The sequence below is a fragment of the Paenibacillus sp. sgz302148 genome, from assembly GCF_056120465.1.
The window spans coordinates 119,856-141,083 of the sequence record NZ_JBVYOJ010000002.1; the positions used below are offsets into that span (position 1 = coordinate 119,856).

Here is a 21,228-nt window from a genome sequence, read left to right on the forward strand (position 1 = left end):
AGTTGAAAATAGAACAGGCACCCGAAGTCTCATCGAGTGCCTGTCTTCATTGCTGCAATCTGCAGCTTTGTTTCGTTGTCCATCTGCTTCAATGCTGCTTTTTGATCAAACTCTTGCCGCGCTCTCGCCTCCTCCTGCATCATCGCTTGTTCCTGCTGCGCTTGTATCTGCTCCGGATCAGGCGGTGAGTTCTGCATCTGTGCTTGTTGCTGCTGCATCTGCTCTTGCTCACGCAAGCGCGATACGATCTTATCTTTGTTAGGAAGTCCGTCTTGCATATCGACATATTCGCTCGCAAGCAATACGCCAGCTTTGAATAAGTCTGCACCCAATTGAGCGATATACGCTTTACTTGTTGGAGTCGAAGCACCGGCCGATACTTTCACATCAAGGTCGATTTCAGCATAATGAGCTCCTGTGAAAGCTTGGAAATCCATCTGCCCGTTCTCGTCTGTGATACGAATGTATCGCTGCTCGGTGTAGAACTCCTTTATCAATTCGATCATCAACTCGTATACGTTTTTGATCGAATTGAACAACTCGCGCTGTATACCCTTGATCGGGATAGACCCTTGCTCGACCAACATCTGAATAGCTGCGGCCGCAGTTACACCGGCTGGAGTCTCACCTGTCTGAGCGTCGTATATGCCGCCCATTCGCTCGATGAGTTCGATAAGCTTATCTATCGTCATCGGGACATCGCGGCTAATTTGAGGCGGCTGGAACCATTCTGCGGCTTTCGTTTGAGCAAGATTGTTCACCGGCTGCACAACACCGGGCTTTGCAATGAATTTGTTGGCATCGATGCCGCTTTTGGTGTCCACAAACAGAATTGGATTAGCGGTTAACATCGTGTTACGTGTCAGCATCTCCAAGAACTTGTTAAGCAGCTTCTGATTGCTCATGATGTTCTTTGGCTCTCCGATGCCCGTTAAGCTCTTGCGCTTCCTCTTAGGCACGAAAGGTATGAATGGGTAGCGTCCATGTTTGTACACGTTCATGATCCGTTTGAGAATCTTGCCACCAGCCGCATATATACAGTGGATGCCGCCTTTCTCCTTGTACCAATACTCGTACAGCATGACGCGGTTTTTAGCCTGAGTCGGTGACGGGCGATCGTAAATCTCTGTCTCAAACGTGTTTTCCGCATCAACCTTAATGTTGAATTTCTCCGATACCCATTCAACCGTCTTCGGAACGGCATATATGATGTACCGGCAATCCTCCACTTTGTAAGCTTGCGGATCGTGATAGATATTACACGGGTCCGGCGCCTCGATGCATACGTCGCCTTTCCAGATGTTCTGCTGCACTGCGCTGCCGCCGCTTATGTTGTTATCCCAATACACTTTAAACCACGCTGTACCAAGCAATAGGCCAGTGGGTACGACTTCCGTTATTATCTCATCCAGCCCGACGCGCTCAGATATCACGTCCGTTACTTGTGTGAACAGTTTCGCCGCTGGCTCATCTCCGGCCGCTGTCGGTAGGATTAGTCCGGATGGTCGGTTATTCGTTAATTGCGGCGTCTTCTGATCCACGACATAAGCAACATAGTTTACCACCGGATCAGGGAGCCACGACGGACGTTGTGAGTTCCATTGATTAGCTAAATAGAATTCATCGTATTCCCGCCAATCAGCATGATCCTGGCTTAATGCGCTGAGCGATTCTTGAAAGTGTTGCTGGATTTTCTTGAACTGTTCTTTCTCATCGAGAGTATTGGCGTTTTCGTTCTGTTCCTTCTTTTCGGCTAATGCTTGCACCTGTTCACCCCCTAGTAATCCGTCCAACTGACGGTGTCTATTGTGTCTTGTAACGCAAATGGCAACTTATCCTGGTTCAAACTGGACTTGGATGCTGCGACATCATCACGCGGATCGTACGTTCCGAGCTCGGGCCGGCTCATGATGTAATATTTCAAATCGTCCATCGCATGGTCGTTCTTCTTGATCGGCTTATCGATCTGCTCGCCGCTCTCGGTCTGTGGCTTCCAACGATATGACTTAATCTCGCGGATCAAATTCACGCAGTTACGGAAAATAAAAAGCTTCGGCTTCCCTCTAGGCCATACGTCCTTTTGAGGGTTTTCCCGAAGCTTTAGATATTGTTTGACGCGCTGTATACCTGTCCAAACGTCCTTAACAACACTTGTATTTGCCAGCACTTTGTTATCGAAGAACAACTCGGTTACGGATCTCTCAGCCGCTAGCGTCTTTTGATTCGCCGCGCTATCGATTAACGAGTGCAAGAATCCGTTATGATCTCTCTGCCATCCTAACCTATCCGCGATCTCATGCAATCGCTCAGAATGCCACTCCACGCTTTCACCAGATTTATAATGCTCCTCTATCACATAAATGTTGTCGTTACCATCCACCGCATAGAAATGAGCAGATAATGGAGCGTCCAGCCCTGGGTCGATGCTGATGTTGTCGTACCACTCTTTCGGCACGTCGAACGGATCGATAACGTGAATGTCCTCGTTAAACTCCTTATATACCAATCCGCTCATAGCGACGAATTTACCGTACTGCCTTGCCTCGCGCTCCTCGTCGCTCATCGTTGCTTCGAGCTGCGCGATTGCTTCGCGTGACAAGTGTGGATTATCCGCCCACTCCATGAGCCAGTATTTAATTTCCTTGTCGCCGATCTCGTTCATGTAAATGACATCGTATACCCATGTTAATCCTTGCAACGGGGTCATTGTTCCCCACATATCGCCTTTTGTATCGAGTACGCGCATTTTGCACTCGTCGTAGATATCTCCAGGCGGTTCCTCGTCATACCATATCCAATGCTGTGACGTCCCTTGAAACTTTGCTCGTCCTTGATCGCAAGATTTGAATCCTATTAGCGATCCGTTGGTAAGCTGGATGAAGTCGATAATGCCGGTTTCGAGACTGTCCTTCGTGCCTTTACGCATCTGAACATCAGCGATCATGCTTTTTGGTAGCCATCGCAATACTTCCTTCTGCGCTACGTCCCGTTGAACCTCGTTTGTGAGTGATACAACCCACCCGCGATTCGGTGTCTTGATCTTTTTGAATGGGTGTAGCCCTGTAGCGTACCACACAGCCTCTGCTCCGCCCGATACCGTCTTACCTGTCCGGTTACCTCCGAACATCCATCGGTTACGCTTAGTCGATTTATGAAACTCCTGCTGCTTATGGTGAGGTCGATAATACTTTATTCCCTCTTCCCTAAGTCTTCGCTCCAATTCTTGCCGAAAGATCGTTAATTGCTTGTAGTGCTTCCGCAATTCCGCCGAGGACTTCATCATCACTCATCCTCTCTATGTCAACGTCAAGTGCCATCTTGCCGCTATGTTCGTTAGCCACTCGTTGCTTATACTTCTCAGGTTTCGCGCCATTCAGCAAATAAATAAGGAGCGTGTCTGAGTACTTTCGAACAGTACCTACAAGCTCCCCACGTTGGTAAACCGGTTCATCTACACCTTCAACCGCTCTGCGCCTCGCCTCAATCTCTAAGCGATCACCAGCTTCTTCATCTGCGTATACAAACGCTTTGGCGTAATTTTCATCACTCAACCATTCATAATGCGTCGATCTCGCTATTCCTGCAATCTCGGCTGCTTTTGTGATATTACCCGTTTCGGCATAAGCAGCAAGAAATGCACGTTTTTTAAGTTGTAGTGTTTCGTCCGCCTCTACGGCTAGTTTCTTCTGCTTAGCCATGTTATTACCTCCTATCGTTTGTTATCCTCAATCTCCTGATAATACAAATCGTCGTCATCCTTGCTCACTGGTTGAAATACTTGTGCCGGTGTCGTCTGCTCCTTATATTCCGTGAAGTTGCGTGACATCAGTTTATCCGTCATCGTATCAATCAGCGCATCTCGCCGTGTATCGTGGATATAATGCGTATACTCTCGTATGGCGAATACCATCAGCATGACGATGATTGCGGTTATAGCCATTCCCCTCACTCCTTCCTATGCAAAATAAAAGGGAGTCGAAGCCCCCATGTTTTATATACCAGCCTCTTGCCTATATTGCTTCAACGCCTCAGCGATTTCTTTGTGCACATCGTGGTTTGAACGTTGCGCTTCATAGAGGAGATGCAAGTACATCTCTATCGACTCTAACCGAGCAACTTTTCGGTTCATCGATTCGTGTAGTCCTTTCGAAACTTCTTGAGTGATGGTACTATGAACCCTCGGCATCAAAACCTGTTCCATAAATTGCATAAGATCCATTTCTTTCATCGTCATCATCCTCCTCATAATATAAAAAAGTGACGGCTGCTAACTATTGTACAGGGGGATGAAGTCACCTCCATGTAATAGATTCCGTCACTTTCTTATGATTTTGTACATGGACACAGGCCATTCTCCTGTGTATTGCTGGTCCCTCGATCACGTCCAGGAACTCCCGAACGTACCAGCGCTCGATCAAAGCGCGTATCTCTTCCGCCACCACGTATATGACACACATTCCTGATGATCGACCTGCACGGCGCTCGGTCAACGTTACGGAATATGCGGCATTTTAAACAAAAGAGATAGCGTAACATCCGACTGATCATGCAGCTATCGTGATGTCATCAACTATCTCCTATGGTACTAACTTATCATGATTAAGCGGGCATAAACCGTGCATTTTGAAAATTTTCTATTTCCGGAATTCGTTTTATCGGCTCCAACGCAATTGCGAGCTTTCTTAGCGCTGATTTATGCCAGCGTCTTATTGTGCTTTCGTCCTTATCCTTGATAATTGCTAGCTTATACAGTTCAATTGGATTACGGGCCAGCCATTTATTTTGGATTATATACGCTTCATCATCGCTTAACACTTGGCTCATCGTAAAGTCGATTGTCTGTACGATCGCCTGATACATACTGTAGTCGAAGAAGTCCAACGCCGACGCGAATCCCATATCTGCCATCTTACCAGGGTTAGCGAAGAATCGTTCCGGCGCTCCGCTGCCGCTCGGCATTCCACTGTAATTTGCTATGCCGGCCGAAGGGACCGGCTTATGCGTTTCGTAATTCCGGATCGCTTGCTTGTAGCTGAGATAGTGTTTTAACAACTCGGTTACTTCGTCTTTGGTCATAGTTATCTCTCCTTCCCTAGATGTGGAGAGACGGCTTACGCCGCCACCTCTCCGTATACTTTATTCTGCAGCTCTTTCACTTCGCGTTGGAGCGCTTCAAATTCTGCTCTCGTAACCGTTTCTGCCTCTCCAGCCAGTGATAATGATCCCATAGCCAATCCGTCGACGTTGCTTCCCTCGGTAGTTTCTTCGCTTTGAAACTGTAAGTCTGGTGGGTTTATCCCATCACCCAATGTAGGATACGGCTCAGTAGCTTTCTTCCGGGCCTCGTACTCCTCTCGAAATCGGTTGGCTTCATCAGCCGCTACCTCCCGGTACTTCCCTTTTTCTGTCCAGTTGAATTCAATTTCTTCGTTTGTTTCGGCCAGCTTTGCACGGAATACACTTTCTTTGAAGTCGAGTGCCACTACATCGTATATAACCGGTCTGCTCTCTTTGTATATGCGAGCGGCTTCGGCTAGATTGCCGTTAATGTTGGTGTCGATAACGTTGATTGCTTGACGTGGCCCGATTGCAATTTCGGTCCTGAGGTCTTGCACCTGACTTTCAAGCCGCTCGATTTCACGTTTCGCATCATCCAGTTCGGCGCTAGCGTTATTCCGTTTATGCTCCAGGTCGTCACGTTGACGGCGCATATCTGCATATTGTTCGTTGAGTGAATCAAATCTGACTTGTACTTCCTCTTTCTCGCGCTTCAATTCGGCGTAACCCGTTTCTAATGCGCTGTATTGCTCGGCCTGTGTCATGAACAGGTTGTTAAAGTGGATACGAAGCATTTGATAGGCACCTTCGTTCTGGGCTAGCTCTCGTAACGTGAATATTTCACCTTCAACCTCGATCGTTTCCATCGCGCTGGTGATTTGCTCCTGTGCTTGTTCCATTCGCACTTCGTGCTGCTGTTGTTTTCCCAGCTCGTCGCGTTTTTCGTTCAACCGGTTCATGATCACGTTGATTTGGTCCGTAATACGCTGCATCTCCGATGGATCGATAAAGCCGCTGCCTTGAATTGCTGTTCTCTCGCTTTCAAGTTGCTGCAGTTGTGTTTCCAGTTCCATAATCTCATTTTGTAACATGTATATACGCTCCTTTATTGTGTATGATTATTAAATTTCATTTCGTTATAGGTTATACCTATATTATAGCATATTTTGTGTCGAACAAGCGTGAATTGTGGCATATTTAGTGTTACGATGCGTCTTTATCTCCGTTTTGATAAGCGAGTGCTTGCCGATTAATTGTAAGCGTTTTATTTTGCTCTATAATCGACTTTTGTTTTCGCCTATGGATTTCATCATCTAAGATTCGCAAAACGCCTGTAACCGCTCCTGAGTCGTCTATAGCTACAGCGTCGCGCCCAACGTCTACCCAGTGTGCTATGTTCATGCTCCCACCTCCTTAAGATAATCTAATACGATTCCATTTCCTTCACTCACTCGATCCAGCAACCGTAATTCCGAGAATGGAATGCTCTTTCTGCCGCCGATCTTCTTTTCATCCCACCAGGATATAATCCAACTGTATTGCACGAAGTATATCTCGCGGTACTTGGTTAACTCGATAAGTGCGAATTTGATGCCTTGCCACTTCCGCATGAATTCGATCTGATGCTCTTCGAAGTTTTTAAGCGGCATGGACGTTTCTTCTCGCGTACTCTTGGCCTCGAAGCATATTGATCGTCCGTTATAGTCGCCCATGTAATCTACTGTGCTGTCCTTCTCATAGAATCCATCCTTGATGCGGCCTTTGACCAATCGCGTAACTTTGACCGGCGTTGGTATCTTCTGAATCTGTGCTATCCCTCTAGCTGCATACTGCCGGTTGGCGTATTCGATCAGGGTTTCTAGCCCCATGCCGCGGTTAGCGTAGTTGATTGCGCTCATCCCTCTACCAACTCCATCTTCACATCGTCATTACCCAGTGCTTCAAGGTAATAGGCGTATAAAGTTGCTTCCTCCACCGACATTTCACGCGTTACAGTTTGGCCGTGCTTCGTTACCACTGCTTTCATGTTCATGCACCCCCTTTCAATCTCATTTTTCCTCTATAACGCTGTGGCGCTGTTGTAGCTAAGTCACCGGGCTTCTGCCATACTGGATAGCTGGCGATTCGTGCTTGATCCTCTGGTGTGAGATCGGCTATCGTTTTGAATACGACGCCTTGGGCTTTCATCTGCTCTTTCTCGGCTTCGGTTAATCCTGGGTGACGGTATCTTGTCATCTTCATCGCTCCTTTTTATTTAGCTTGCACCTAATCGTTTTAATGCGTCTTCTTGCCGCTTGGATGTCGCCGTATTCTCGAATACATCGCATGATCCGATGATTCGGTCAATTAACCTGCCGTCAACGTCTAGCGGCTCATTGTTCCGGCCGGTTGAAAACCATTTACTTAATCTTCCCAAGTCTAAATTTGTCGTATAGTTCGTTTTCTTGCCCTGACGGCCGTTTATGATCGGAAATAAGATGTCGTTGAATTCGGTTTCTGTTAGGATGCCGGACCCCAATTCATCCAGCGTTAGCAAGTCGCAGTTGATGGCCGCGTTGATTATGTCCGTTAGACTTGTCTTGCTGCTGCTCTTAAAGGTATCCTTCGCGATGTTAAATAGCTGAGACACGTCCAGGAACAGGCATACATACCCTTGTCTATCAATTTCATGGTGTATCGATGCTAGTAGGTGACTCTTGCCGTTCCCCGGCTTCCCATATACAAACATTCCTTGCTTCCGCTTGTCGAACTCTGCAGCAAACTTTTTAGATTCGTTATAAATGATTTCCGTACCTCGGCGTATCTCAAAGTTGTTGAACGATGCCGCCTTTAAGTTTTCATTCATGATGTTCTTTTTATAAATCCGTTCCATTCTTTCCCGACGATTGCGGCGATCCCTGATTTCGTTCTCTTGCTCCATTCGCTCGACTTCACACTTACATGCAGAAGGCATAACGTACTTTTTCATAAGGGTGAAGTATACCCGCCGCATTTCAATCTTGCACTTTAAGCAACAGTAGATACCTTCTAGCTCGTTATCGCTGTACAAAGATGTCATAGTTTTGTTCGGAATCATTGTGAACACTTCCGTGATTGCCGAATGGAGCATTTTTAGCACCGCCTTTCTGTCTCCTGAAATTTTCAAATGGATTATTGCACGTCATGAACTGATCGATGTTCTTGGGATCTAGGAACTTGTCCAAAGTGAATTTATGCGTATACCAGTAAAGTTCACTTTTTACGATCGTGTTGTAGTTGCTGATGGCTTCGGTTAATTCATCCAGCGAACTGCTTTTTAATCGAGCATTGATCTTTGAACCCATCTTTTGAGTCAATTCACGATGAACTATGATTTCTTTCGAGTTCCAAAAGTCATATATATCTTTTATCTCTTTATTGTTTAATGTTTCTTTTACTTTACTTTGCTTTACTTTACTTTCCGGCGTTTCTTCTGGGTTTTCAACAGGGTTATCTCCTGCGTTTTCCACGTGGAAAACCTCATTTGTTAGAGGGTTATCCTTGCGTTTTCTCCAGCGTTCACGCATTTGAGTCACTTCGCTGCAGCGTCTTTTAATTCCGTTACTAGTAATCACGCCGCGATTCTCGTAATCCTCTCTTGAAAAGAGCGATAGTTCAAACGCAGCTTCTAGCATCTTTATAAAAACGTCTTCCGTAAGTAGCAACTTCTTGATGAGCGGAGCCTTTAAAACTGACTTCGACACATCCAACTCAGCATTAGGAGTTCGGTATATTCGCTCACAAAGGATGAAATAAAAGGCGTAACCGTCGTTGCCGAATAATGCTCGCATGGCCTCGATCTTCTCGTCACCTTCTGCATCCGTATCATGAGGGAAGTAATCCATACCCTCCTTCCTCGGTCTTGCCATCCCCTTCCCTCCCTTCAAGCTCCTAATAGCTTCAATTTGTGCTGTGCCCAGCGGATCCGTTCCTCGCACCATGCTTTATCGCCTTGATTGTCATACTTTTCAGCGATTTCCATACGTTCTACTGCGCGGGCGAGTTCATCTTCCCATAAGGTGATTTCATCTACAGTTGTCATGTCTTATCCTGCCTTTCTTATAGAAAAACTCTAACCGTGCCACATTGCTTGCAGAAATAAAGATGATCCGTAGAGCCGCATGATCCTTGTGTTTGCCATACATGCCAATATAGCGGCTATAGCTACAGCGTGAGGGGCGGCGGGGGCTTCAACTAACTCATATCCGAATTTGGCGTAATAGTATGACCCATCTCCACTCAGATTCGACAGTTTGAATGAACACCCTAGACGTCGTTGCATCTCCTCTACAACCAGTTTCATTCCTTCCCAGGTGGTGGAATATCGCGGAGTATATCCGAATGTTCCATCAAGGTTTAATGCAGTTGTCGGTGATTGCCACCCGATCAGGTTCGCCCAAACTTTGTCTAACTCTGGCCCCGGCTGCATCTGCTTGATATGCTCTTTATTCATGGTTATCCTCCAAATATGTGAGTATAGCGGCCTTTGTACGTTGTTCTGGAGTGGCTTGGAGGAGTCTTATTATTTCATCGTCTAACCAGTGACCTGCTTCCTCATCACTGTTTACTTGTACATCTAATTCGTCTAAATATTTGTACTTATTCTTCTCTATCGCCTTTGCTTCTAGTTCCATAGCCATGGATAAGTCCGTAGAAGGCACATATGAAGCTTCCATTACCTCTTTAGTTCGAACACCATCCTCTGCAGACACCCACCACAGAATACCAATATCATCCGATTCTAATGACCAGCCGTTTACTATTTTTGCTGCGGCATGATCCAACCCTAATTCCTGTATCTGCTCTCTTGTGTACATAGTTACCTCTCCTCCACTTTGGTATCTGACCAATATTGGGCTAAGATATCATTCGCTTGCTGTTTAACGTCTCTTAGTCCGTAGAGCCATCCAAATTCGTCAGTTTCGTCTATAGCCATTTCAACACGTTCTTTTATTGAACATACTTCCGAGATTATAGTATCCCGTTCATCTCGTAGCTTCCGGTTATCCTCTTCTGTAATCCTGACTTCGTTGTAGAATTCGTCATGCTGCCGATCTAGTTCTCTTAAGGCGAATGTCAGGTAAGCAGCAAGAGTATGGATGTTTTGGACAGTAACAGCTATTTCGAATTTGTCTTGTACGAGTTTCCATGCCTCCGCTATCTTCTTTTCCCGATCCGTCATGTTTGATCACCTTCCAATAGATGAGGATGTTCGAAACGATTTCCGATTACCTCAAATTCATACAAGTTTCCGCAGTAGTCGTGTCGGCCTCCACCCAAGACATCAACAAAAGGCAACCAACCGAATTTGTGCTGTTTCACCATTGAAATTGTGTAGTCTTCTGGATCGAAGTTTATGCCTGCCTTGTAAACCTTAAGAATATCCATCTCATAGATGTCTTTTCCGTTTCTATCTTTGAGGCCAGTAAACTGCCGGGGAATAAACCGCCCCTTCATGCCGTCTTTGAGAATGTCCACTAAACATATGACTCCAAATCCGTCCTCGTTATCGATTTCTTCCCAGTCCAACATACGCTTTTCTTTCGTGTCCCAAGCTTCGTATTTGACCTCACGCACGTTCTTTACCTCCACTATTTATTCTTCGCTCAGCTTCCAATACGAATCGTTACTGTTCGATGATGTCCCGTAGCCGCTCATTCTCCCGCTGTAAGGCTTCATATGCGTCTTCCATGGTTGTATTGGAGAGGGCTTCTACCATTTCAATCGCTTCGCGAATAGCCTTCCAGCAAAGCCATGTCTCGTAATATTCATAGGCGGTTTCTTCATCGTATCTTTCGTAAAAGTAGCCGTTTGCCTGTTCGTAAGTCCATTTTTCATATCCAGCCGGTAATCTCCAACCGATAATGACACTTGCAAGTGAATTACCGCCAATCAAACATTTTTCCAACGCCGCCCGTAGTTTTTCAATCGTGTTACTCATATCCTTGTATCCTCTCTTTAGTGATGGATTAAAAGTTCATAACCGGTTGTACAAACTGCAGACGTTCTCTTGATTTCATTGCGTAGTCGAGTTTCTTTTCGATTGCTACAAAGTTTCGATTGCAGCTTATGCATGCTTCAGCTGTTGCACCGCTGCCTGAACAGTTATCCAGTACTGTGTCGCCCTCGTTGGTGTATGTCTTGATTAAGTACTGCAGCAATTCGATGGGCTTTTGGTTAGGATGAATGCGTCCAGGGTCATCATTATTCACCACTGGAAAGTGTAAGATGCTCTTAGGGTAACGATCTGTTTCACCGTGCCTATTTGGCGTTTCTTTGACCTTCCCGTAAACGGTTGAAGTGTTTCGGCTAACAGCGAAATTTATCGGGCTATGGCCTGTCTCCATTTGTGGGTTATATGTCGGCGGCGACTTATAGAAGACAAGGATGTTTTCGTGCTGCTGCAGCGGCATGTGATTGGCGTTTAGGTGACCAGTTGACTTGTTCTTTTCCCATATCCACTCGTATCTGAAGAGTTTGGGATTACTCGCCCAAAGCATCTTATCGAACGGGGCTTTGGCAAAGAGTACAATGGCGCCGGTATCCTTAATCAATCGCTCGTATTGCGTCCATAACGGTTCAAACGGGATGATGATGTCCCATTCGCTTCGTGTTGTGCCGTAAGGTAGGTCACATAGGATCATGTCGATGCTGCCGCTGGGCAGTTGGGGCATGACTTCTAAGCAATCTCCGTGAACGATCTGGTTTATCATCTATCTCCTATCTCCCTTCAAGGGGGCTTAGTGTAGCCCCTCCTACTTTAATAATTAAAGTCTTATACGGCTGTCGCTTCGCTGGGTGATTCGGTCGATACGAAGCCTTAAAAGCAAAGCACCCACAAACTGCACGATCAATTTCACAATCGTCTGACCACCAATTGCCGCCAATGGAAAACCAGCTGCAAGGGTAAATATCACGCTATCCAGGATGCTTCCGACAACGCCGCTCACCATCACACGATTAGATAGTGAAGTTTTAAGGCGGGTGAAGATTTCTGTATCCGTCAGCTCGCTAAACACGAACGATAAGGAAGAAGCAAGTACGATTCGAATGCCGTTACCCATCAAATACGTGCATACGGCGGATATTCCAAGAGCTCCGATGATTACCATGTACGTGGTTCTTCGTCCGTATCTAAGCTGAACCAAATCTCGCATGATGAATGTGAATCCGATTAAAAGTGTTCCAGACGGTATAAGAAATCCTAAAAACGGGATCGGAGGAAACAGGGATGTAAGAACATTGGCTAAGATAATTCCGATCATATAATGTACGATTCGCATCTCATCACCTCATAAGGCTTCGTCAAATTGTAAGGCTAGTTGTTCGCATTCCAGATACTTAAGCATGTCAGGGATGTACGTTTCAGAAAACATGCTGAATTTCGAACCATCCACGCTGTCGCATCCAATGTCTCGAGCATAGGCTATTCGCTGGTAGCTATTCACCCTGCCCATGTGGACCCATTTTCCACGGAAACGAGCTTCCCTAATAATCCATCTTGCAGCCGGCCCAAGTTTCCATTCCGTCGATCCGCCTACGAACACGGCCTCACATCTTCCCCAAGGCATATCCAGCATCTCTTGTCCGTCTTGTAATACAAACGCAACAGGAAGGCCGTAAGAGCGGATAACCGGCTCCCAGATGCCGAACATGCTGATGGTTTCTTTCGCGTCTCCAACAACGTCTGGGGCAGTCACAAACAATGGCTTAGTGTTGCGTATCTTCTCGAGCATCTTCAAGAATGCCGATTCATCGAAACCATTAAAACATGCATTGTCTGCTGCCCACGGCAATCCGCACATTGACTGCAACGAATTGCCGGTATGCGGGGTTAACAAACAACCTAAGTTTTGTTTATCAGCATACTTTCGGACAGTTTTCGACGCACCGCTTACCAGTAACAGCATCCTTCGGTTCCCCTCCTAATCCTCTATAACAGCCTTCTTCGGCTCCATCAGAAGGTCGAAATTAAACTCGCTCAATATTTTCAAAAGCCTCTCTACTTTTGGCGCCCTCCACGCTGTCATGGCGTAAGTATGAGCTTCTGGCGTGTAATGGTAATGATTAAGCTCGATGTGCCGCATAGCCTCGTCTTTCGTCAGGAACATCGTATTTTCCCTGATGAAATGCTCTTTGCGCTCACCGAACATATAAGCGTCTTCATCAACATGTTCCTCGATCCAATCAAAGACGGCGCTGTGATCATCTTTATCGAGTTCATCCCATGCTTCACGAGCGTCATCTTCCAGCTCGTCGCAATCCAGATTGTCGATATAGTCGCTTATCGTAGAAGCTTCGCCTTCACTTGGGAGATATACGGAATAACGTTCAGCACAACCGTCAGGGCAGCCGGCCCATCTGTAATCACCCACGACCCAAAAACGAGGTACTGCCTGACAGTCATTGTTTTGCGTATTTAATTCATTCTGTAGCGCTTTTAGAAATTCGATGTCACTATTCATCGGACATCCTCCTTCATCATTTGCGGCTTGCCGCCTTCGATTCGACCGAACCCGCTCGAGCCGTATCAGGGTTTAATCCTCTATAACATGTCCTTTCCATTCTGCTGTATCATCTGCTGGAGTATGGTCTGTTTCTTTCATGTCTATATGGCTTCCTCCACCTGATTTAATCGTTTATGCATCTGTTCCAACCATTTACGACCATCCGCGATATTGATCGGCTTACCATCATCTTGGAATGGATCTCGGTTACTTTGCGCCGGCCGCTCTGAACTCTGTCCGCCTTCGCGATTTGACTCCAGGAAGCGCACATTGTCCGCTATGACCTCTGTGACGTAAATTCTTTTACCTTCGTTGTTGTCATAGTGGCGAATCTGTAATCGCCCTTCTACGGCAGTTAAACGGCCTTTGCGGAGGTAGTTAGCACAGTTCTCTGCGAGCTGTCGCCATGTGACGATTGTGATGAAATCGGCTTCGCGCTCGTTTTGATTTGTATGGTGCTGGCGATCGACAGCTAGGGTAAATTGCGTTATAGCGACCCCCGACGGACTGTATCGCAATTCAGGATCTTTCGTTAATCTGCCGATAAGGACGACACGGTTCAACATCGTTTAAGCTCCTTCCGCTACAGGAGGTTTCTCCTGCTTCGCTTTTAATGATTCGGTTAATTTAGCAAGGAATTCTTGTCCTTGAACTTCTGTTAATTGATTCAGTACCAAGCCGTATAGTTTATTGGACTGCAGATCAACCTTTTCGAGGTCTTGTCCCAACTCAATCCACTTTGTGTTGATCTTCATAACCGTTTCCGTTTTTACGAACTCTGCGCCTGTTTCAAGCCACTCCAAGAGTTCTTTCCCAGTTTCGATACCCAACTTGAAGTACTTACCGTCAAATAGGCTTGTACGGTCTTTGGAAGCAGATGCAACGTGTTGTTGAGAGAGGTCCAGCATTACAGTGAATTCATATTCCATGCCATCGCGCTGAATCGGAGCTAGGCCGACTTTGTTTATTTCCGTCTTACCCGTCTTTTCGTTCTTCTCTTGCACATATTCCGTTTTCGCTCTCATTGTGCAGATGATGTGGCATTTGCTTTCAAGGATCGCGTCTACGAGCGCATTATGTTGCGGCGTAACCTCTCTCCATGCTGTATAACTGTTTCCGCTGCGGCTTGCCGCTGTAACCGCTGCTTGCATGTCCAGAATGCCTCCAGTGCCAGCCCAAGCATGTGTCAATGAATCGATGATGATTACGCTAAAACCGGCATCCTCGAACGCTTTAATCGCTTTAACGTACTTATCAGGAGTGTACGGCTTGTCCAAGTCAATTTTCGAGAACTCGCCCAAGTTGGCGTATAAATCGCCACTCCGATTTTCTGTGTCGATCATGCCGACTTTGTTCCAGTCTCCGGTGATGCCGTATCCCATCAACAGGCTGCTGTATGTTTTACCGGCTCCACTTGGAGCGCTAATTCCGAGCCGCAACTTTGCTTTCTTTCGCTCCGCTTTACGTATTTGCATATCAATCTCCTCCATCGTCAGTTTTATTGTTACCTCACACGTAGGCTTTGTGTTCGAACTAGCTGTACGCCTGGTACTTGCTTGCCATTCTCGATTGCTTCTTTAATGGCGTTCTTATCCGGTTTGCTCTCTATATGCAGAACGATGAATTCCTCCGGTATTGCCAGCTCGTCCAACACTTCAACTTTCACCGGATTATTTGCCAAGCTGATGTTGAATAATGCTGATTTGACCTTATCAATACCGGTTATTTTCATCTGAGACTCTACATAGTTTTTTAACCAATCTGCCTGTTTAGTGAGCGCTTGTTCCCTTTGCTCTAGTCTCAGTCGCTCGAGTTTGATTACGTCCCTTTCAGCGATCTTAGAGCGATACAACTTAATGATGCTCTCAACCTTTTCTTGAAAGGTTCCTTCGATGGATTCAAGCGTATCTTCTAAGCCTTCCGCGCCGTTTTCGATCATGTCCGATACTTGGTTGAATTTATCGCTTAACTCGTAAAGTTTGAATGCTTGCATATATTCATCTCCCATTCGTGTGGTATAATTGACTCATAACCTTTTCCAGAGGGTTTGTCCTATGCGCTTCGTTGGGTTCCAGCCAATGGGCGCATTTTATTTGTCCATCCCCATTCGTTAAGTAACACTCGTTGATAATTGCGCAAGTATTCGCGTCTTAGATGTGGTATCTGCGTGAGTTTGGCGAGTTTGAGGAAGTCTGAGCGGCTTTGGAGGATCATACGGCTACAGGTTCACCTCCATTCTGAGGCATATTTTCCTTACACAAGTCTTTCCAACCTTGACCCCACTCTCTAATGCCTTCACAAGCAGCCCTTAATTCCTCCAATTCACTTTCCAGACCCCATAATTCTCGTTCTATATCATCCATAGCTGAGTGCAGTTCGTCTTCATCTAATCTTGCTGATTTGCCTGAAATCTTCTCGCAGTGGCGAATAGCTTTGATGATTTTATCAATTCGAGAACATTGATAATCCGGTGGGGATGGTAAACCAAGTGCTTCTTCAGAAGTTGTCATCTAAGCTATCTCCCTCCTCTCCACCGCTCTATTGTGCTCAAAGGTGAATATCTCTTGCTGCTCCTGTTTGAACATTTCGGCTTCATACTCACTCCATGTCTGCACCTTTACCGCACGATGGCCTTTCTCCGTCAGTTCCCGAAACAGTTGATCCATTCCGACAGCTGACCAGGCGAATATGCGACCGTCGATCGTTTCAACGCGGTATTCTGTGACCGGCGGCGGTGCTGAATTAGCTGGCTTTAACATAGGCTTGTCCCTCCTTTTTGATCTCGGCGATCATCATCAATGCCGCATGTATAGCGAAATCCAAGTTTTGATTATGATCGTCGATGAAACCGTGCAAATCTCCGTCGCTTTCGTACTCGCGTTTTTGTGATAACAACCGCGCCAACTGCTTCTCGATTTCCTCCATGAACTTCAACATCTTTCTTCCTCCTCCATTTGCTCTAATATTATGGGTAACTCTTGATCGATAAATCGTTTGGCTAAGATGTATTTGTGGATGATGCCAGCTTGCTTGTAACGCAGTAGAAAGGTGCTTATGGTGTAGATGAGAAGCTTCATGCACCTTTAGTTTGTTGTTGGTTCTCTGCGATGCGACCAATATATTTAGGCTTCTTTTCTGCTATCAGTCTCATTAATTTGTCGTATGTTTCTTGGGACATAGGCTTTTTGATGGTTGATGGGCTCATGGTTCTTCCTCCTTTACGTTAGTAAACATTAGTAAGCAAAAGTAAACTTGTGTGATATAATTGTGGGTGGATTACCAAGGGTTTGCATTCAATACAACCCCATTCTACTGAGCTTCATTTTTCTTTTTTGGATACCACCCGCGTATAAAGTCAATCGCTTTATCAAAGTCACCACGGCGAATTTTATTATATTTTGGAACAGTGAAATGTACTTTCAGGGCGCTAAATATGGACTGAAAGTGTGATTCATATCCCATCTTCATCAATAGGCCAACGCGACGTTTGACAGCTTCTTGTATTTCGGCGCATTGTTGATCCGTGAGGTGAATTTCGTTATCGACAACTAACTTTAAATTACGTATTTCCGATTCTTGTTCATGCTTTTCTTGTTTAAGTTGATTGATATCTGCCTTCATATCCTTCATGCTTCCTATTGCCAGAAGAAGTATATCTTCGATTGTGTTGGGTAACTGCACCTGATTGACTTGAACGACCTCGACAGCTTGTTGTTCCTTGGCTTTAAAATACGTCTTAATAAGTTGTCTCTGTACTTGCCATGCAAGGTCATCGGTGAAAGATTTTACGAGCATGAGATAACCTGATTCCGTTAAGAGGATAAGACCATTAGGAGCCTTAAGGCCATATTCATGGTTTGCTTCGTACGAATTTCGTACGAAATAATCTTCACCTTCGACTAAACGTTTTCTATTTTCGTTAAAGTTCCTTCTTGCAGTTCCTGCCGGTCTGCGGTGAAGTTGATCAATATCACGCAATGTAAGAACCCGCTGACCTTCGCATTCTTTAATCTGAATCTCATGCACTTCATTTGAAATAACCAATTGCATTGCTTTCATTTGTATCTCTCCTTTTCATTTTTACATGTTTTGTGTAATTAACTAGCTAAAAATTGATCGCCTTTGGTTTCTGTCAGTTCATCAATGCTTACTCCCAGAGCTTCAGCGATTATTTTTGCTTGATCGAATCTTAGCCTATTCCGACCCTTTTCAATATTGCAGTATCCACTTGGATGTTTAAAACCTAGTCTTTGAGCCAAGAATGTTTGACTGATGCCCTTTTGTTTTCGAAGTTCGCGGAGTTTAGTTCGGATCATTGTTCTCACCCTTTCATTTTAGTTGTTTTGTGTAACTCACATCTTTATCATACTTACATATTATGTGTAAGTCAACAACTTTTTTTGCTTTTATGTCTAAATTATTTTTCATTTCGTGTAAATATGATAATGTGAATTTGTCGGGAGGTGTAAATATGCAAACGTTAGGTGAACGTTTGAAGGAGTTAAGAAAGAAAAAAAGATGGACATTAGGAGAGGTAGCAAGTCGTTTGGAATTGCGCGGCCATAGTACCTATTCGAATTGGGAATACAATAGAACCCAACCCGACGCAGAAATGCTCGCTCGAATAGCGGAACTTTATGGCGTGACGGTTGATTGGCTTACGGGGAGAACTAAGATTTCTAAAGAAATAACAGAAGATAATCTTCCGGATGTAAAAAAAGCAATGATCGAGAAAGTGAAATCCATGAGTGAAGAGGATGCAAAATTTATTCTTGAACTATATGAACGAATGAATAAGGATTAATTTGATCGTTTGTCTCAAGAATAAATAATAGTAACTCTACTTCATTTTTGCTCATCTTTTCAATCATTGAAATTAATCGTTCATTTTCTGTCATCCTTATGCACCATCCTGTCTGATTATGTAGTATTAAAAATAAATAATGAAAAGAGGGATAAATATGAGCGATAAAAAACTTGACCGCATCGAAGAAATGGTTGGAACTTTAATCAAAATGGTCGGATCAATGCAAGCCGACATTTCAGATATCAAAACAAGAGTAGCACAAACAGAAAATTTAACCTCACAGCTAATCAAGATAGTTGGCGATAACAATAAAGAAACAATTGAAATAAAAAATAATATTAATAGTCATGAATACGCTATTGAACTATTAAACCGTAAACAACTTTGGATAGAAACAGATGTCGAAAAATTGAAAAACAAATAGCCGCGGCAAGTAAATAAATAATACCATATCGTGTTCCGAAAAGGAACAAAAATAAGAACATTAGTTCGCTATAAATTAATAAGGGGCATTGACTATGGGTTGGGAACCGGTCAAATGCCTGATTCCTCAGCATCTTACCCGTATTGGAAAAAACCAAGCATGGCTAGCTGACAAACTTCGCATGAAAGAACAGCAAGTTTCAAACTATGCCAATTTAGAAAAGGTGATGAATCTTAGAACGGCTAAGAAATTTTCCGCTATGCTTGGATGCAGCTTAGATAATCTTTACATTTGGGAATATGTTGAGGATCAGGAGGAAGAAGAGTAGTATTCTACTCTCCGACCCAACCGAAGTAAACTTTTTAGTTTACTGCCCCGCGTATATAGGTACTTATAGACAAAAAAGCCCAATCTCGGCAACTGGCTGGCATATCGCTACGATTAAGCCCCTGTAGTTTTGCGTCCCCACCTTTCAATGAGTATGCTCTTTCCGTATTGGATGATTCTTACACCCATTGTAAAGGTTCTCTATTTCGGATTTCAATAGCCACCTAGAATGGCTTCCAGAATCGTAACTTAATTGATTTTATTTGATATAATATCCACTTATTAGACATCTCTTGGTAAAATAAGGTCTATGAGACCACTTGTATGTCTGGCAAGGAGAATTGTATGTATCTGTGGTGTAAACAATGCGAACATGTACACACCTTAGAGGAATGGACACGAGGAATATTAAAATATGGAGCATGTCCAAAGTGTGCAGCTTGGCAGTACCGGCATGCGGTGAACTGGCTGCAGATCGCCGCGGTTAATGGGTACCCTCTCCAGCCTGAAATCGGTTCTTTTTACCCATACATCTCAATGGACTTCGAATAACGCACAGTTTAACCACATAGGAGGATTACAGATGAGGATTGCTTGTTACATCCGCGTATCTACCGACGAACAAGTTCAAGAGGGATACTCAATTGACGCTCAAAAAGAGCGATTGATCAGTTATTGCAAATCCCAAGACAACTGGGACATAGATGAAATATATATTGAAGAAGGACAGTCCGCGAAAGACTTGAATCGGCCAGAGCTGCAAAGATTAGTATCAGACGCACAGAAAGGCGCATTTGACGTCGTTTTGGTCTACAGACTAGATAGACTTACCAGATCGGTCGTGGACCTATACAAGCTGCTGGAGACGTTTGAAAAGAACGGAGTAAAGTTCAAGTCCGCTACAGAGTTGTATGATACGACAACGGCCATGGGAAAATTGTTTATCACGTTGGTCGCGGCGCTTGCCCAGTGGGAACGAGAAAACCTGGCGGAGCGTGTACGTTTTGGAATGGAGCAGCTTGTTCGCGAAGGGAAATGGCATGGTGGACCAGTGCCGTTTGGATATCACTGGACAGGCGAAGAAATGCAGATCATCGATGAAGAAGCGAAGATTTGTCGCGAGTTACGACGGTTCTATATGGAAGGTAACGGCTTTAATGCAGTTGCGAAACACATGAACGCATTGGGGTATCTGAGGAGAGGATACAAGTGGTCTCAACAAACTGTTTGGTACATCCTGGACAACCCTTTTTATTCCGGTAAGATTCGATATGGTCAAAAGAAATCGAATGGTAAATATGCAACGAGAAAGAAAGAAGAACGAGTCGATTGTATTATTGTTGATGGTGAACACCCGGCTATATTCACGCCAGAGGAATATGAGGAGCATACCACAAGAATGACAAAGCGATCATTCTATGGATACTCTAAAAAATATAATTACTGGTTCACTGGCGTATTGCGTTGCGGCCGGTGCGGTGCCGCGATGACAGGTAAGCCTCATGTTAATAAAAGAAAAGATGGAACAAGTTCCCCATCGATGTATCACTACATTTGTGCTAATCGGCAAATGGGTACCGGTTGCAATATGCCAATGTTCCGACAAGAACTTGTTGAAAAACTCGTTTTGGATTACATCACCCATATTAAAATTGACCACGAAAAAGTCAGGGAGATGGAAGATTCAATAACTCATGAAGTGGAAAGTATCGAAAATGAGATTGAACAAATACAGAAGGAATTACGTGCCATCCAGGAGCGCAAGAAGAAATGGCAGTACATGCTTGTCGAAGACTTGATCGATGAACAGGACTATAGAGAGAGGAAACGCGAAGAAGATCAAAAAGAGGAACTTGTAAAATCGCACCTGGAATCATTAAAAGCGAAATCTGTTGGGACGAATGTTGGTACCCTCAACCTACTATTCGAAATGTCCGACTTATGGAATGTTCTCGATGATAAGGACCGGAAAGAAATGATACAAACAGTGTTTAAAATGATCGAGGTCGATACACCGATCGAAAAAGCCAAGGGCACAAAGAACAAATTTATTCCCGCTAATATAAAAAGTGTCGAATATAACTAAA

Annotated in this window: 36 protein-coding genes and 1 riboswitch; of the genes, 4 read left to right on the top strand and 32 right to left on the bottom strand. The window is 44.7% G+C overall.

Annotated features, from left to right (window positions below; all coding sequences use genetic code 11):
• Positions 1–29: 29 nt before the first annotated feature.
• The 32 genes from AC0LWM_RS04120 to AC0LWM_RS04275 form a co-directional block, all read right to left on the bottom strand.
• Entirely contained in the window at positions 30–1,766 is a 1,737-nt protein-coding gene (locus tag AC0LWM_RS04120; protein WP_474673632.1) for a portal protein, read from the bottom strand.
• Positions 1,767–1,777: 11 nt separating this feature from the next.
• The gene (locus tag AC0LWM_RS04125; RefSeq protein ID WP_474673633.1) at positions 1,778–3,283 is read right to left on the bottom strand and encodes a terminase large subunit domain-containing protein; all 1,506 of its coding nucleotides are present in this window, start codon (positions 3,281–3,283) and stop codon (positions 1,778–1,780) included.
• Positions 3,204–3,698, bottom strand: a complete 495-nt coding sequence (locus tag AC0LWM_RS04130) for a hypothetical protein (RefSeq protein WP_474673634.1) — start codon at positions 3,696–3,698, stop codon at positions 3,204–3,206. The genes AC0LWM_RS04125 and AC0LWM_RS04130 overlap by 80 nt, the downstream gene beginning before the upstream one ends.
• 11 nt (positions 3,699–3,709) lie before the next feature.
• Entirely contained in the window at positions 3,710–3,940 is a 231-nt protein-coding gene (locus AC0LWM_RS04135; RefSeq protein ID WP_474673635.1) for a hypothetical protein, read from the bottom strand.
• A 51-nt stretch (positions 3,941–3,991) separates the two neighbouring features.
• Positions 3,992–4,228, bottom strand: coding sequence for a hypothetical protein (locus AC0LWM_RS04140; protein WP_474673636.1), 237 nt, complete (start codon positions 4,226–4,228; stop codon positions 3,992–3,994).
• 371 nt (positions 4,229–4,599) lie between these two features.
• A complete protein-coding gene (locus AC0LWM_RS04145) occupies positions 4,600–5,076 on the bottom strand; it encodes a hypothetical protein (protein ID WP_474673637.1) in 477 nt (158 codons plus the stop codon).
• Positions 5,077–5,111: 35 nt separating this feature from the next.
• Entirely contained in the window at positions 5,112–6,149 is a 1,038-nt protein-coding gene (locus tag AC0LWM_RS04150; protein ID WP_474673638.1) for a hypothetical protein, read from the bottom strand.
• Between the two features lie 112 nt (positions 6,150–6,261).
• Positions 6,262–6,459, bottom strand: a complete 198-nt coding sequence (locus AC0LWM_RS04155) for a hypothetical protein (protein ID WP_474673639.1) — start codon at positions 6,457–6,459, stop codon at positions 6,262–6,264.
• Positions 6,456–6,956 (bottom strand): Holliday junction resolvase RecU, encoded by a 501-nt coding sequence (locus AC0LWM_RS04160; RefSeq protein ID WP_474673640.1) that lies wholly within the window; start codon positions 6,954–6,956, stop codon positions 6,456–6,458. Before AC0LWM_RS04160 ends, AC0LWM_RS04155 begins: the two co-directional genes overlap by 4 nt.
• Positions 6,953–7,084 carry a hypothetical protein gene (locus AC0LWM_RS04165; protein WP_474673641.1) on the bottom strand — a complete coding sequence of 44 codons (132 nt, stop codon included), beginning with the start codon at positions 7,082–7,084 and terminating at the stop codon, positions 6,953–6,955. Before AC0LWM_RS04165 ends, AC0LWM_RS04160 begins: the two co-directional genes overlap by 4 nt.
• Before the next feature lie 2 nt (positions 7,085–7,086).
• Positions 7,087–7,293: a hypothetical protein gene (locus tag AC0LWM_RS04170; RefSeq protein WP_474673642.1), complete on the bottom strand. Its 207-nt coding sequence runs from the start codon at positions 7,291–7,293 to the stop codon at positions 7,087–7,089.
• A gap of 19 nt (positions 7,294–7,312) precedes the next feature.
• Positions 7,313–7,978, bottom strand: coding sequence for an ATP-binding protein (locus AC0LWM_RS04175; RefSeq protein WP_474673643.1), 666 nt, complete (start codon positions 7,976–7,978; stop codon positions 7,313–7,315).
• A gap of 115 nt (positions 7,979–8,093) precedes the next feature.
• The gene (locus AC0LWM_RS04180; RefSeq protein ID WP_474673644.1) at positions 8,094–8,945 is read right to left on the bottom strand and encodes a DUF4373 domain-containing protein; all 852 of its coding nucleotides are present in this window, start codon (positions 8,943–8,945) and stop codon (positions 8,094–8,096) included.
• A 14-nt stretch (positions 8,946–8,959) separates the two neighbouring features.
• Positions 8,960–9,118, bottom strand: a complete 159-nt coding sequence (locus AC0LWM_RS04185; RefSeq protein ID WP_474673645.1) for a hypothetical protein — start codon at positions 9,116–9,118, stop codon at positions 8,960–8,962.
• 30 nt (positions 9,119–9,148) lie between these two features.
• Positions 9,149–9,529, bottom strand: a complete 381-nt coding sequence (locus AC0LWM_RS04190; protein WP_474673646.1) for a hypothetical protein — start codon at positions 9,527–9,529, stop codon at positions 9,149–9,151.
• The gene (locus AC0LWM_RS04195) at positions 9,522–9,893 is read right to left on the bottom strand and encodes a hypothetical protein (protein ID WP_474673647.1); all 372 of its coding nucleotides are present in this window, start codon (positions 9,891–9,893) and stop codon (positions 9,522–9,524) included. The genes AC0LWM_RS04190 and AC0LWM_RS04195 overlap by 8 nt, the downstream gene beginning before the upstream one ends.
• A gap of 2 nt (positions 9,894–9,895) precedes the next feature.
• The gene (locus AC0LWM_RS04200; RefSeq protein WP_474673648.1) at positions 9,896–10,258 is read right to left on the bottom strand and encodes a hypothetical protein; all 363 of its coding nucleotides are present in this window, start codon (positions 10,256–10,258) and stop codon (positions 9,896–9,898) included.
• Positions 10,255–10,653 carry a YopX family protein gene (locus AC0LWM_RS04205; RefSeq protein ID WP_474673649.1) on the bottom strand — a complete coding sequence of 133 codons (399 nt, stop codon included), beginning with the start codon at positions 10,651–10,653 and terminating at the stop codon, positions 10,255–10,257. The genes AC0LWM_RS04200 and AC0LWM_RS04205 overlap by 4 nt, the downstream gene beginning before the upstream one ends.
• 49 nt (positions 10,654–10,702) lie before the next feature.
• On the bottom strand, positions 10,703–11,017 hold the full coding sequence (locus tag AC0LWM_RS04210; protein ID WP_474673650.1) for a hypothetical protein: 315 nt from the start codon (positions 11,015–11,017) through the stop codon (positions 10,703–10,705).
• 28 nt (positions 11,018–11,045) lie between these two features.
• The gene (locus AC0LWM_RS04215; RefSeq protein WP_474673651.1) at positions 11,046–11,789 is read right to left on the bottom strand and encodes a DNA-methyltransferase; all 744 of its coding nucleotides are present in this window, start codon (positions 11,787–11,789) and stop codon (positions 11,046–11,048) included.
• 54 nt (positions 11,790–11,843) lie between these two features.
• The gene (locus AC0LWM_RS04220) at positions 11,844–12,359 is read right to left on the bottom strand and encodes a VUT family protein (RefSeq protein WP_474673652.1); all 516 of its coding nucleotides are present in this window, start codon (positions 12,357–12,359) and stop codon (positions 11,844–11,846) included.
• Between the two features lie 9 nt (positions 12,360–12,368).
• Positions 12,369–12,986, bottom strand: a complete 618-nt coding sequence (locus tag AC0LWM_RS04225) for a hypothetical protein (RefSeq protein ID WP_474673653.1) — start codon at positions 12,984–12,986, stop codon at positions 12,369–12,371.
• Between the two features lie 15 nt (positions 12,987–13,001).
• On the bottom strand, positions 13,002–13,541 hold the full coding sequence (locus AC0LWM_RS04230) for a hypothetical protein (protein ID WP_474673654.1): 540 nt from the start codon (positions 13,539–13,541) through the stop codon (positions 13,002–13,004).
• Positions 13,542–13,684: 143 nt separating this feature from the next.
• Positions 13,685–14,149, bottom strand: a complete 465-nt coding sequence (gene ssb / locus AC0LWM_RS04235) for a single-stranded DNA-binding protein (RefSeq protein WP_474673655.1) — start codon at positions 14,147–14,149, stop codon at positions 13,685–13,687.
• A gap of 3 nt (positions 14,150–14,152) precedes the next feature.
• Positions 14,153–15,058 carry an ATP-binding protein gene (locus AC0LWM_RS04240; protein WP_474673656.1) on the bottom strand — a complete coding sequence of 302 codons (906 nt, stop codon included), beginning with the start codon at positions 15,056–15,058 and terminating at the stop codon, positions 14,153–14,155.
• Between the two features lie 29 nt (positions 15,059–15,087).
• Positions 15,088–15,576, bottom strand: coding sequence for a siphovirus Gp157 family protein (locus AC0LWM_RS04245; RefSeq protein ID WP_474673657.1), 489 nt, complete (start codon positions 15,574–15,576; stop codon positions 15,088–15,090).
• A 217-nt stretch (positions 15,577–15,793) separates the two neighbouring features.
• Complete coding sequence (locus AC0LWM_RS04250) at positions 15,794–16,093, bottom strand: hypothetical protein (protein WP_474673658.1); 300 nt, start codon at positions 16,091–16,093, stop codon at positions 15,794–15,796.
• Entirely contained in the window at positions 16,094–16,342 is a 249-nt protein-coding gene (locus AC0LWM_RS04255) for a hypothetical protein (RefSeq protein WP_474673659.1), read from the bottom strand.
• On the bottom strand, positions 16,326–16,520 hold the full coding sequence (locus AC0LWM_RS04260; RefSeq protein ID WP_474673660.1) for a hypothetical protein: 195 nt from the start codon (positions 16,518–16,520) through the stop codon (positions 16,326–16,328). The genes AC0LWM_RS04255 and AC0LWM_RS04260 overlap by 17 nt, the downstream gene beginning before the upstream one ends.
• Positions 16,521–16,656: 136 nt before the next feature.
• Positions 16,657–16,788, bottom strand: coding sequence for a hypothetical protein (locus AC0LWM_RS04265; RefSeq protein WP_474673661.1), 132 nt, complete (start codon positions 16,786–16,788; stop codon positions 16,657–16,659).
• Between the two features lie 104 nt (positions 16,789–16,892).
• The gene (locus AC0LWM_RS04270) at positions 16,893–17,642 is read right to left on the bottom strand and encodes an ORF6N domain-containing protein (protein WP_474673662.1); all 750 of its coding nucleotides are present in this window, start codon (positions 17,640–17,642) and stop codon (positions 16,893–16,895) included.
• A gap of 38 nt (positions 17,643–17,680) precedes the next feature.
• Positions 17,681–17,899, bottom strand: a complete 219-nt coding sequence (locus AC0LWM_RS04275) for a helix-turn-helix domain-containing protein (protein ID WP_474673663.1) — start codon at positions 17,897–17,899, stop codon at positions 17,681–17,683.
• Between the two features lie 155 nt (positions 17,900–18,054).
• Between AC0LWM_RS04275 and AC0LWM_RS04280 the strand changes: the two genes are divergently transcribed.
• The 4 genes from AC0LWM_RS04280 (at position 18,055) to AC0LWM_RS04295 (ending at position 21,227) form a co-directional block, all read left to right on the top strand.
• Complete coding sequence (locus AC0LWM_RS04280) at positions 18,055–18,387, top strand: helix-turn-helix domain-containing protein (RefSeq protein ID WP_474673664.1); 333 nt, start codon at positions 18,055–18,057, stop codon at positions 18,385–18,387.
• Positions 18,388–18,544: 157 nt separating this feature from the next.
• On the top strand, positions 18,545–18,814 hold the full coding sequence (locus AC0LWM_RS04285) for a hypothetical protein (protein ID WP_474673665.1): 270 nt from the start codon (positions 18,545–18,547) through the stop codon (positions 18,812–18,814).
• A gap of 94 nt (positions 18,815–18,908) precedes the next feature.
• Positions 18,909–19,142, top strand: a complete 234-nt coding sequence (locus AC0LWM_RS04290) for a helix-turn-helix domain-containing protein (protein WP_474673666.1) — start codon at positions 18,909–18,911, stop codon at positions 19,140–19,142.
• Positions 19,143–19,226: 84 nt separating this feature from the next.
• Positions 19,227–19,310: riboswitch (cyclic di-GMP riboswitch) on the bottom strand.
• Between the two features lie 414 nt (positions 19,311–19,724).
• Positions 19,725–21,227 (top strand): recombinase family protein, encoded by a 1,503-nt coding sequence (locus tag AC0LWM_RS04295; RefSeq protein WP_474673667.1) that lies wholly within the window; start codon positions 19,725–19,727, stop codon positions 21,225–21,227.
• The last annotated feature ends 1 nt before the right edge of the window (position 21,228 follow it).